Below are 12,862 nucleotides of genomic sequence, written 5' to 3' on the forward strand. Positions count from 1 at the left end.
GAGGTCCTCGCGAAGGTCAGGCTCGTCGCGACCAACGTGAAGAAACTCGTCAATAACAACTCGAACTGACATGGACAGGATCACGAGACACTAGGTCGTGTGTCGGAAGTCCCGTCGTCCGCCCGAAGGGTGGGCCCGGCGGCGTCCGGTGCGTGCGATCACAAGGCGGAGGGTCGCCCTCGTACTTGACGTACTCGGGCGAACCCGACAACGCGGCGAGCGTGCGTGCCGGACGGAACTTCCGACACGCGCCCCAGGGTTGTCCGGTCGGCACGCCGCTCCCGAAAAACTGGGAATTCTTATAGCGCTTGGGCGATGAGCGGCCGAATGGCCGACATCACTGGGACCGTGGGGGCAGCCGTTCACCGGCGTCGGGTCGCGGGGGCTTGTTCCGCCTGCCTTCACCGGGGCAGCGTGGGCGCTTTCGTGCAAACGGAATGAGACGTTCAGTGCGAGGAGAAGAAGTGACATCAGCCTGGTCGCCCGGTCGCCGCGCAAAGTGCGTCAGCGTTGTGGCTGCGGGTGTTTTTCTGTGCATGGGAACGGTGGTCGCCCCGGGATACGCCAAGGACGCGGGCACCGTCGTGAATGCCGGAAGTGAAAATGCCGTGAACGGCAGTTATCTGGTGCTGTTCGAGGAGGGGGCGCGCCAGGACGTCGTCGCGGAATACGGCCTGCGGGTGCGGGAGAGATACGACAGCGCGCTGCACGGGGTGCTGGTCGAGGGGAGCGCGGCGCAGGCCGGGCGACTGGCGGCCGATCCGGCGGTGAAACGGGTGGAGCAGAACACCCTGGTGGGGCGGCCTGCCCGGCCGAGATCGACGCAGTCGGCCCCGTCGTCCTGCGGGCTCGACAGGATCGACCAGCGCTCGCTTCCGCTCGACGGTTCCTACGCCTACCCACCGCGTGCGGCGAACGGCGTGGATGTCTATGTGATCGACACCGGCATCGACTACAGCCATCCCGATCTCCGCCCGCGCGCCCGGCCCGGTTTCGACGCCTTCGGCGGGGACGGCAGTGACGGGCACGGCAACGGCACCTACATGGCCGGAATCATCGGCGGCACCGAACACGGAGTGGCCAAGAAGGCCACGCTGATCTCGGTGAAGGTGCTCGACGCCCAGGGCGGCGGCACCCTCGCCGGGGTGGTGGCCGGCATCGACTGGGTCACCGCGCACGCCAAGGGGCCTTCGGTGGCCAATTTCGTCATCGGCGCCCCCGCCAGCGAGGTGCTCGACGAAGCGGTGCGCAACTCGATAGCCGCCGGTGTCACGTACGCGATGTCGGCGGGCGCCAGCTCCGACGACGTGGCCAACTCCTCCCCGGCGCGGGTGGCCGAGGCCATCACCGTGGGTTCCTCGGACTGCGCCGACCGGGTCGCCTCGTTCAGCAACTACGGTGAGGGGCTGGACCTTTATGCCCCGGGCGTCGACATCACCTCCACCTGGCCCGGCGGGGGGACGTTCACCGATTCCGGTACCTCGGTCTCCGCGGCGCATGCCTCCGGCGCGGCCGCGCTGTATCTGGGCGGACACCCCAAGGCCACCCCGGCCGCGGTGGGCAGGGCCCTGGACCGTGCGGCAGTGGTGGGGGCGCTCACCGGAGTGCCGACCGGCTCCACGCCCAACAAGCTCCTGCAGCTGGCGTATTGACGCCGGTGTCACGGGAAGCCTCCTCGGCGGCCGTTCCGGCGCGTGCCGAGCGAGGAGGACACCGTCGGCGATCCGGGAAAACCCGCATCTCGTCTCGATTCAAATGGTGGAAGATTTGTTGATCATCGAAGACCTCGTGAAGTGCTACCGGGGCGGTACACGCGCCAACGACGGCGTCAGCCTGCAGGTCGAGGCAGGGGAGGTCGTCGGCCTCCTCGGGCACAACGGAGCCGGCAAGACCACCCTGATCAACCAGGTGGCCGGGCTCGCGGTACCGACGTCCGGCACCATCCGGGTCGACGGGTGCGACCCGGTCGCGGAGCCCGCCAGAGTCCGTCGGATGGTAGCGGTGATGCCTCAGGCCCACGCGCCGCTGGCCGGAGTGACGCCTCGGCAGGCCATCAGGACCATGGCCCGCATCCGCGGGATGAACAAGCACGACAGCCGCGCGCGCACCGACGAGGTGATCGATGCGCTGGACCTCGGAGCATGGGCCGACACGACAGGGGAACGGCTCTCCGGAGGCGTCCGGAGGCTGACGGCGTACGGCATGGCCGCGTCGTCGCCCGGACGTGTCGTGATGCTCGACGAACCCACCAACGACGTGGACCCGGTCCGCCGGAGGCTGCTGTGGGGGCAGATCCGCGAACTGGCCGACCGGGGCTGCGCCGTTCTCCTCGTCACCCACAACGTGGCAGAGGCGGAGCGGAGCGTGGACCGGATCGTCGTGATGGGTTCCGGCAAGGTGCTGGCGGAGGGCACGGCCGCACAGCTCCGCTCCCGGACGGTCGGTGAGTTCAGACTGGAACTGACGGCGGCGAGCGCCGACGGCATCCCGCCTCTCCCCGGCCACATCCCAGCCGCCGGCCCACCGCTGCGCGCCGTCCGGCGGCTGGCGATTCCCCTCGACTCCCAGGCGGCGTCGGCGGCGCTCGCCTGGGGCCAGCAACTCCGCGCAGCAGGGCTCGTCGACGAGTTCGCTCTGGTGCCGGTCGGCCTTGAGGACGTGTATCTGCAACTCGCCGGCGGCGAGACCGCACCTGACGCGGAGAAGGGAGAGCACGGTGAGTCACTGGCTGCGTAGTTACGGACTGCTGCTGGGATGGACCGCGTTGCGCAGCCGCGCGACGCTCCCTCTCAATCTCGTCATCCAGACCTTCCTGGCGGTCGGCATCATCGTCGGATTCGCCTATCTCGTGCCCGAGATGGACGACGCCACGGCCCTCTACCTCGCGACGGGCGCCCCGGTGCTGGGACTCATCACCGTCGGCATGGTGATCGGTCCGCAGGAAGTCGCCTCCTCGAAGCAGGAGGGCATCTTCGACTTCAACCGGTCGCTTCCCGTTCCCCGAAGTGCCCTCATCGCGTCGGACGCCACGGTTGCCCTGCTCACCGCGCTGCCCGGCATGGTGGCCGCCCTTGTGGTCGCCGGTCTGCGGTTCGACCTCACCCTCCACATCAGCCCGCTGGTCCTTCCCGCCGTCCTCCTGACCGCGTTCACCGCCATCGGTCTGGGCTACGGGATCGGATACGGACTGGCGCCCGCGGCCGCCCGCATGATGTCCCAGCTGGTCGTGTTCGTGGCGCTGATGTTCTCGCCGATCACCTTCCCGGCGTCCCGGCTGCCCGACTGGTTCGAGACCGTGCACACGGTGCTCCCGTTCCAGTACATGGCCGAGGCGGTCCGGGACACACTCAACAGGCCACCGGAGGGCGTCGCAGCGCTCCCCTTCGCCGTCCTGGCGGTGTGGTCCCTCATCGGGTTCCTCATCACCTACCGGATGACCGCCCGGCGGCCCTGAGCCGCGACCGCGGACAGCGGCGCTCCCGGCCGGGCCCACTTGAGCCAGGAGCGTCGCCCCGCGGATCCGTCCTCGGCCCCGGGCTGCAGGGCGACACTCCCCTCGGACGGACATCCGCGCACATGCGTTCCCTCCCGGCACGCCGCGCACCGCGCCCGGCAACCGGGGCCGGCCGACGGACGAGCGGGACCGGTCAGTCCCGGGCCGGGGCGGGAAGCGCTTCCACGACCGCCTCCTCGTCCGGCACAGCCAACTCCCTGACCCGGGAGTCCCCACCTGGGCCGCCCGGCCATTCACGGAAGCGCCGGAACAGCATCGGCACGCCTCGGGCGACCGAGAGGTCGGAGCTGTCCATGACCTGCATGTGCACATGGGGCTGGGTCGAGTTGCCGGAGTTGCCGCAGCTCGCGAGGTGCTGGCCGGCCACCACCCGCTGTCCGGGGGACACCTGGACGGAGCCGGACTTGAGGTGCACCAGGGCGACGTAGGGGCCGTGCTCCGACAGCGAAATGATCAGATGGTTCCCCGCGATGGCGTTCGCCCCGCGGCGTACCCGTGCGGCCTGGCCCAGCATGTACGGCACCAGGGCGAGCTGCGACCGGCGTGCCTCGTGGTCGGGCTCGCCGTCGTGGGCCGCGATCACGGTGCCGGCGGCGGGAGCCAGGACAGGCCGGCCGAAACTGTGGAAGAGCTCGGGCGGTTCGGTGGCGAAGAAGGTCCGCCAACTGCGGTGGTCGGCCGTGCGGTGGCGTTCGTCCACGCCGATGAAGTCAATGGCGTGACTGCTGCCGAACAGCTCGGTCCCATGACTCGGAATCCGCCGGGCCGGGCTGTTCCTGGCACGCCACAGCCCGGTGAAGGGCAGCGAGAGCTCGACACCCCGCGCCCCCGGACGTTGTGCGTTCGAGTCTCCGCCCGCCCCGGCGGCGACGCCTGCCGTGGCGAAGGCGGCTGCGCCGATCGCGACGGTGCGCGTGAAGAAGAGCCGCCGGGAGGGGTCCTTCCCGCCAGGGGCGTCGGGTCCTTCCGGCGACGGTGCGGCGGCCCGCCGGGCAAAGCCATGGCGGAGCAGAAGGCGGACGACTTCGCCCAGAAGCAGCGCGAGGGTGAGGTACATCAGCAGCGGCAGCCAGACCTCACCCGCGGGGGTGAGGACCCGTGAGATCTCGAACGGCGGCTCGGCGGGCCCGGCGAACAGCAGGACCGCTGTGGTCGCCGAGAACAGCCACACCAGCCCCGTGCCGACACGCCGCCACGGGGAGCCCTCGTGGGAGACGTCTTTGACGAGGCGCCGGAACAGGTACCGGTGGACGGCCGTCAGAGCCAAGAGGATCAAGGCGGCGTTCAGGAGGAGAAGAGCAGTGCCGGTCCGTGACATGTGTCGAACCTAGCCGCCGGGCGCGTCTCCGCTTCGTACTCTTCCAAAGAATGGTCGATTTCCTAGTCCTGCGTCCGCCGTCCCCGACCGTCGGCCGGACCAAAAGGTGACGGCCCCGGGAGTATTTCGGCGCCGGCATCCCCACTGACCTGCGACAAGCAGCTCCGTGAATCGCCGACCGGTCCAAGAATGCGGTTTGGATCACGAGGTGGCGGCGCGTATCCGGTCGGTTGACAGGCGCTGTGGGCTGCATGAGCATACCGATCGATGTCGAAGGTTCGGATGAGCGCAGCCCCACCGAGGGGCCGTACATGCGAAGTCCCATTCGTTGTGAGTCGTACACGCACTGTTCGCGTCCGGGGGACTTGAAAATGGGAAGACGGGCCAGATTCGGAACCGTGGACACACGCCCTGCGGGTCGTCCCGGCGTCCTGACCTCGTCCGGCACGTGTGACCTGCGTTTTGTCGCCGAAGAAGCTCCTGGGGGACCGAGGAGCCCGGGTACTCGCACGGCCGGCCCCGTGGTCGGCGCCGCGGCCTGGGCGCCTTTCACCCACCGACCGGCACCGGAATTCCCTGGTTCTTCTGCACGTCACTGAAGAGATATTCACGGTTCCCTTTCGGGTCCGTAAAGATCGACCGATCCAGCGCGCCCGCATGGCTTCGGGGCGGTCCACGGTGACCGTATTCCCGATCGGCCGGAGCGAAAGTGCGCATCATCGCTCATGACTTCAGAGGATTGCGGCCTTGAGTACTTTTCGCGACCCAGCCGAACACTTCTCTGCCCTCTCCGGAGACCGGCGGGCCGAGATTTCCTACCCGTTGTCACCCACCCAGCAGGGCATCCTCTTCCAGGCCCGCCACGGGGAAGGGACCGGCCTGTACCACACGCAGGTCGAGTTCGAGGTCGCTCAGGATCTCGACGTCGACGCGTTCCGCCTGAGCTGGGCGCGGGTCACGGAGCGGCACGCGGCGCTGAGAACCGGCTTCCGTGATCGTCCGGGTGGCGAACCGGTGCAGACGGTCCGTGAGAGCGTGGACGTTCCCCTGGTCCACGAGGACTGGCGTTCCCTGGACGAGGAGCAGCGGTCCGACCGGCTGACGGCGCGGCTGCGGCAGGACCGTGAGCAGGGCTTCTCACTCGACGAGGCCCCGCTGTGGCGGCTCCATGTCGCCCACCTGGCGGACGCGCGGTACCGGGTTCTGTGGAGCCTCCACTACCTCCTGATGGACTCGCGGAGCCAGACGAGGATTCTCCGCGAAGTGGAGCAGGTGTACGAGGCGCTGACCTCCCGGCAGCCCCTGGACGAACCGCCGGTGGTGCCGTTCCAGGAGTACGTGGAGTGGTGGGGGCGCCAGGACGCCGGCCGGTCCGAGTCATTCTGGCGTGACGAGCTGCGGTCGGTGTCGCCCGTCAGCCCGCTTCCCTTCCAACTCAGGACCCCCGCAGGCGAGGACGCCGCCGCGGAGGGGCCGCCCGCCGTGTACGAACAGGTGGCGCTGGTCCTGGACGAACGGGAGACGACCGCCCTGCGCGCCGCCGGAGCGCGGTGGGACCTGACGCTCCCCACGATCGTGCGGGGTGCCTGGGCCTTCCTCCTGAGCCGTTACCGGGGCGCCGACGAGGTGGTCATGGGCGTCACCACCCCCGGCCGGTCCGCCGACCTGCCGGGTGTCGAGGACATGGTCGGGCCGCTCATCAACACGCTTCCCCTGCGGGTCGAGGTTCCGGCCCCGGCAGGCTGGGCGGAATGGATGCAGGGCCTGCAGCGTAAGTACGCGGAGATCCTGGAGCACGAGTACAGCCCCCTGCGGCTGGTCCAGCAGTGGAGCGGGGTCGGCTCGGGCGAATCGCTCTTCGACAGCGTCCTGATGGTCGAGGACCAGGAGGCAGGAACCGGGACCGGCTCCTTCCGGGTGGTCCGGGAGGAGAGCCACGCGGCCTACCCGCTGAGCGTCGTGGCGAACCTCGGGGAGCGCCTCACGCTCACCGTCCACTACGACACCGGGCGCTTCGCGCCCCCGACCGTCGAACGCACGGCGGGACACCTCCGGCAGATCCTCGCCGAGCTGGTGCGCAAGCCGCACGCCTGCCTCGGGGAGCTGGCCCTCCTCACCCCGGCCGAGCACTCCCGGCTGGTCCATGAGTGGAACGACACGGACACGCCGTACGCACAGGACGTCTGCATTCACCAGCTGTTCGAGAGGCGGACCGAAGAGGCCCCCGAGGCACTGGCCCTGCTCTTCCGGGACGAGCGCTGGACCTATCGCGAGGTCAACGAGCGGGCCAACCAGGTGGCGCACCGGCTGAGAGGCCTCGGGATCGGACGCGGCGACCAGGTCGTGATCCTGATGGAACGCTCCGCGGAGATGATTCCCGCCCTGCTGGGGATCCTCAAGGCCGGCGCCACGTACGTCCCCCTCGACGTCAACGCTCCCGTCAAGCGGTGGCACTGGATCATCGACTCGCTGAAGGTCACCTGCGTCCTGACCCAGCGCGCCCTGGTGCCGCGCGTCATGTCCGCCGACCCGTTGCCGGACCTCGCGCACATCGTGTGCCTGGACCCGGCGGACGACGAACCGCCCGTGCCCGTCAACTGCCTGTACACCGTTCACCCGTCGGCCGGACTCACGGACCTGCCCCGCGAGAACCTTCCGCCGCAGGGCACTGCGTCGGACATCGCCTACGTCATCTTCACCTCCGGCTCCACCGGAACGCCCAAGGGTGTCGCGGTCGCGCACTTCCCGGCGGTGAACCTGATCGAATGGGTCAACACCACCTTCTCCGTGGGCCCGGACGACCGCATCCTCTTCATCACCTCACTCACCTTCGACCTGTCCGTCTACGACGTCTTCGGCGTGCTCGCCGCCGGCGGGTCGATCCGAGTGGCCACGGGCGAGGACATCCAGGAGCCGGCGAACCTGCTGGGCCACCTCGCCGACGAGCCCATCACCTTCTGGGACTCGGCGCCCGCCGCCCTCATGCAGCTCGCGCCCTTCCTGCCCACCGACGGCGAGGGTGCGAACGAGATCGTCTCCCGGTCCCTGCGCCTGATCTTCATGAGCGGGGACTGGATACCGGTCCACTCGCCGGACCTGATGAAGGCGGCCTTCCCGGAGGTCGAGGTCGTCGGCCTCGGCGGGGCGACCGAGGCGACCGTCTGGTCGAACTTCTTCCCCGTCGACGTGGTGGACCCCGCCTGGTCGAGCATTCCGTACGGAAAGCCCATTCAGAACGCACGCTATTACGTCCTGGACGAGAGCCTGCGCCCCTGTCCGGTGGACGTGCCGGGCGACCTCTACATCGGCGGCATCTGTCTCAGCTCCGGTTATGCGGACGAGCCGCAGCTGACGGCCGGCAAATACATTCCGTCGCCCTTCGGTGCCACGCCCGGAGAACGCATCTACCAGACCGGTGACATGGCACGGTGGCGGGAGGACGGGAACCTGGAGTTCCTCGGGCGCACCGACTCCCAGGTCAAGATCCGGGGCTACCGCATCGAGCTCGGTGAGATCGACAGCACGCTGGGCGAGCACCCCGTCGTCCAGGACGCGGCGACCGTCGTCCGGGAGGACGCGTCCGGCGACCGTTCCCTGGTGTCGTACGTCGTCCTCCATCCGCAGCGCGCCCGTTCCGCCGTCCAGGACGACGAGGACTCGCTGGTGGGCCGGCGCATCGACCGCTGGCGCGAGGTGTACGACGCGTTCGACCCGGACGCGGCGAAGGAGTCGGAGGACGGAAACGACTTCTCGGGCTGGAACAGCAGCTACACGGGCGGCCCCATCCCCCGGGAGGAGATGCGGGCCTGGCAGGACGACACGGTCGCGCTGATCCACGGCTACGGTCCCGGCACGATCCTGGAGATCGGCTGCGGGACCGGCCTGCTGCTCTTCCCGCTCGCCGCAGGATGCCGCCGCTACTACGGAACCGACTTCTCCTCGTCCGCCCTGGACGCCGTCCGCGGGCGTCTCGGCTCCCGGCCGGAACTCCGGGAGACCGTCGTCCTGCACAGGCGGGAGGCCGACGCCCTCGACGACCTGGAGCTCGAACCGGTCGACACGGTCGTCGTCAACTCGGTCGTCCAGTACTTCCCCGACGTCCACTACCTGCTCCGCGTCCTTGACCAAGCGCTGTCCAGGGTCGTCGACGGTGGCCGGATCATCGTCGGAGACGTCCGGAGCCTGCCGCTGCTCGAGGCATTCCACGCCGACGTCGAGCTGCACCACGCGCCCGAGTCCCTGACCCGTCAGCAGCTCTGGCAGCGCGTCCAGCGCCGTGTGCAGCTGGAGGAGGAACTGACCCTCGACCCGGCGTTCTTCCGCGACTGGGCCGCCGCCACCGGTCGCGTCTCCCGCGTCGAGATCCGGTCCAAGGGTGGCCGCAGCCTCAACGAGATGTCGATGTTCCGCTACCAGGCAGTGCTCCATGTGGGCTCCGCCCGCGACCGGGCCGACCGGACGGCGCCGACCGCCGTCCCCGAACTCGACTGGACGGCGGAACGTCTCACCCCCGCGAAGCTGCGCGAGACGCTGGCCGGCGACCGGCCCGACCGGCTCCGGCTGCGCGACGTCCCGAACGCCCGCGTCGAGGAAGCGGCACGGACGCTCCGCTGGCTGAAGAGCGGAACCGGACCCGAGACCGCCGAGGCGTGGCGCGGACAGGAACGGCCGCTGCGAGGCATCGACCCGGAGGACGTCAGGGAACTCGCCGAGCAGGCCGGCTACCGGGCCGCCGTCGACTGGAGCCGGCACGGCGCGGACGGCGCCTACTCCGTGCTGTTGACCCGCGCCGGAGTGGAACAGGCCCCGGACGAGGAGGAGTTCGTCGTCCCGTCCGAGCCCGGGTCGGGAACGACCGTCTGGTCGGACTACGCCAACCAGCCGCTCAAGGCGGAGATCGAGCACCTGGTGATGCCCCGGCTCCACGCCCACCTGACCGAGCGGCTCCCCGGCTACATGGTGCCGTCCGGCCTCGTCGCCCTCGACGCCCTGCCCGTCACCCCCAGCGGCAAGCTCGACCGACGTGCGCTGCTGCTCCCGCCGGCTCCCGCCGCCGGGCCGAGCTCTGTGCCCGCCCGGAACACCACCGAGGCCCTGCTCGTCCCGATCTGGGAGCAGACCCTGTCCCGTTCGCCGATCGGCGTCCTCGACGACTTCTTCGAGCTGGGCGGGCACTCGCTGCTCGCCGTGCAACTGGTGGCCCGGATCAGGCAGGTGTTCTCGCTGGAGGTGCCGGTCCGCCTCTTCTTCGACCTGCCGACGATCGCCGAGGTCGCGCGCGAGTTGCGGCGCCGGCAGGAGGAACGGCAGCCCTCGCCGCCGCGCCCCCTCGTCCCCGTTCCCCGAGGCGGCCCGCTGCCGGCCGGTTCCGACCAGCAGCGGCTCTGGTTCATCGACCGGCTGAGCCCCGGAACCACCTCCTACACCGTCAACTGGCTCGTCCCCCTTCCGGCTTCCCTCGGGACACCGGTGCTCCGGGACGCCCTGGACGAGATGATCCGCCGTCACGAGACCCTGCGCACCACCCTCACGGAGCAGGACGGCCAGGTCTGGCAGATCGTCGCGGACAAGCGGCAGATCGAGCTGGAGGAGACCGATCTCTCAGGTCTTCCCGGCGAGCAGGCCGAGCAGCGGGCGCGGGACGAGATCCGCCGGTGGTGGGACCAGACCTTCGACCTCGTCGAGGGCCCCTTGCTGCGGGCCCGGCTCGTCAGGCTGCCGGAGGCGGAGCAGGTCCTCGCGTTCAGCGCCCATCACACCGTGTTCGACGGCTATTCGATCGGTCTCTTCGGCCAGGAGTTCCTCCAGATCTGCCGGGCCCTCGCCGAGGGGGAGCCCTCCCCGCTGCCCGCTCCTCAGGTGCAGTACGCCGATTACGCCGTGTGGCAGCAGAGCCGGCTGGAGGAGGAGGACAGGCTCGCCTTCCAGCTCGACTACTGGAAGGAGCAGCTCTCCGGCGCGCCGGAACTGCTCACCCTGCCGACCGACTTCCCGCGTCCTGACGCGCAGAGCTTCACGGGCGACTTCCTGCGCCGGCAGCTGTCACCCGAGCTGACCCGGCAGGTCGTCGAGGTGAGCCGGGAGCATCAGGTGACGAACTACATCACCATGCTCAGCGCCTACGCGCTCCTGCTGGCCCGGTACAGCGGTCAGGACGACGTCGTCATCGGCGTGCCGATCGCGGACCGGAACCGCGTCGAGCTGGAGTCCATGATCGGGTTCCTGGTCAACACGGCCGCCGTCCGGGTGGACCTGCGCGACGACCCGAGCTTCGAGAACGTCCTGCTCCAGGTCCGCAGGCAGCTCTTCGACGCCCAGGCCCATCAGGAGGTGCCGTTCGAGCGGCTCGTCGAGGCACTCCGGCCGGCGCGCAGCCTCGCGTACAACCCGGTCTTCCAGGTGATGTTCGCCGACGAGAGCCTGCCGTTCCTGGACCACGACTCGGCCCTGGTGCAGCCGAAACCGTGGATGTACGACCTGATGGCCGAGGGTATGAGCGTCGGCGTCGCCCGCTTCGACCTCACCCTGATGATCCAGGCCGATCCCGAGGGCATGCACGTCGGATTCGAGTACAGCACCGACCTGTTCCGGGAACGGACGGTCGCGCGTATGGCCGACCACTTCGAGGTGCTCCTGCGGGCCGCACTGGCCGACCCGGGGCAGCGGGTGCGGCGCCTTCCGATGGTCGATGAGGAGGAGCTCGGACTGATCGTCGAGCAGGGGACCGGACCCCGCAACGAGCGCGCTCTCCGGCCGGCTTCGCTGCAGACGCTGTTCGAGGAGCAGGCGCGCCGGTGTCCCGACCGGGTCGCCGTCACGTTCGGTGACACGGAGCTGCGCTACGCCGACCTGGACCGGTGGTCGAACCGGCTTGCGCGTCTGCTGCGGGATCGTGGTGTCGGGCGGGAGAGTCTGGTCGGTCTGTGTGTGCCGCGTTCGGTGGAGATGGTGGTCGGTCTGCTGGCGGTGCTGAAGGCGGGCGGGGCGTATGTGCCGCTGGATCCGGCGTATCCGCGGGAGCGTCTGGCGTACATGGCCGAGGATGCGGGGCTGCGGGTGGTGCTGGCCGACCGGTCGACGGCCGGGGTGCTGCCCGAGTCCGATGCGCTGGTTCTGACCGTCGAGGACGTCTGGCCGGAGCTGGACCGGTGGCCCGACACGCCCCTGGAATCGGACGTGTCCTGCGACGACCTGGCGTACGTGATGTACACGTCCGGTTCCACGGGCCGGCCGAAGGGCGTGGCCGTGACCCATGCCGATGTGACGGCGCTGGCGCTGGACAGCCGGTTCGCACGGGGGCACGAGTGCGTGCTCATGCACTCGCCGCAGGCGTTCGACGCGTCGACCTACGAGCTGTGGGCCCCGCTGCTCTCCGGCGGCCGGGCGGTGGCCGTGCCGCAGGGGGTGGCCCTGACCTCGGAGTCGCTGCGTGAGCTGGTCGCGGCCCACCAGATCACCGCGGTGTTCATGACGACGGTGCTGTTCCATCTGTTCGCTCAGGACGACCCCGGCTGCCTGGCCGGTCTGCGCGAGGTGTGGACCGGCGGCGAACCGGTCGGGGCGGACGCGGTGCGGCGGGTGCGCGCAGCCTGTCCCGAGCTGGTGGTGGTGGACGTCTACGGGCCCACGGAGACGACGACCTTCGCCACCTGCTTCCGGATGGAGCCGCAGGACCAGGTGCCTGTCGAGCTGCCGATCGGCCGGCCGCTCGACAACACCCGGGTGTTCGTGCTGGACAACTCCCTGCAGCCGGTACCGGTGGGTGTCGCCGGTGAGCTGTGCATCGGTGGCGTGGGTCTGGCGCGCGGCTATCTGGGGCGTCCGGAGCTGACCGCCGAGGCGTTCGTCGCCGATCCGTTCGGCTCAGGAGGCCGGCTCTACCGGACCGGTGACCTGGTGCGCCGTCTCAGCGACGGCGACATCCAGGTGCTCGGGCGGGTCGATGATCAGGTGAAGGTTCGTGGTTTTCGTATTGAGTTGGGTGAGGTCGAGGTTGCGCTGGTGGGGCATCCGTTGGTGCGTGGTGCTGC

The 12,862-nt window shown here is 69.7% G+C and carries 5 protein-coding genes; 4 read left to right on the top strand and 1 reads right to left on the bottom strand.

The features are described 5' to 3' along the window. The first annotated feature begins 536 nt into the window (after positions 1-536). The 3 genes from ACFU6I_RS45090 (at position 537) to ACFU6I_RS45100 (ending at position 3,454) form a co-directional block, all read left to right on the top strand. Positions 537-1,652, top strand: coding sequence for a S8 family peptidase (locus ACFU6I_RS45090; RefSeq protein ID WP_384379347.1), 1,116 nt, complete (start codon positions 537-539; stop codon positions 1,650-1,652). 106 nt (positions 1,653-1,758) lie between these two features. Next, positions 1,759-2,736, top strand: a complete 978-nt coding sequence (locus ACFU6I_RS45095; RefSeq protein ID WP_384379358.1) for an ABC transporter ATP-binding protein — start codon at positions 1,759-1,761, stop codon at positions 2,734-2,736. Beyond that, a complete protein-coding gene (locus ACFU6I_RS45100; protein ID WP_384379350.1) occupies positions 2,717-3,454 on the top strand; it encodes an ABC transporter permease in 738 nt (245 codons plus the stop codon). The genes ACFU6I_RS45095 and ACFU6I_RS45100 overlap by 20 nt, the downstream gene beginning before the upstream one ends. 193 nt (positions 3,455-3,647) lie before the next feature. Here ACFU6I_RS45100 and ACFU6I_RS45105 read toward each other — a convergent pair whose 3' ends face one another. Further along, a complete protein-coding gene (locus tag ACFU6I_RS45105) occupies positions 3,648-4,832 on the bottom strand; it encodes a M23 family metallopeptidase (RefSeq protein ID WP_384379353.1) in 1,185 nt (394 codons plus the stop codon). 747 nt (positions 4,833-5,579) lie between these two features. Here ACFU6I_RS45105 and ACFU6I_RS45110 point away from each other — a divergent pair. Further along, on the top strand, positions 5,580-12,862 hold a 7,283-nt coding region (locus ACFU6I_RS45110), incomplete at its 3' end, for an amino acid adenylation domain-containing protein (RefSeq protein WP_384379355.1).

Source organism: Streptomyces sp. NPDC057486 (assembly GCF_042802415.1).
Lineage (GTDB): Bacteria > Actinomycetota > Actinomycetes > Streptomycetales > Streptomycetaceae > Streptomyces > Streptomyces yanii.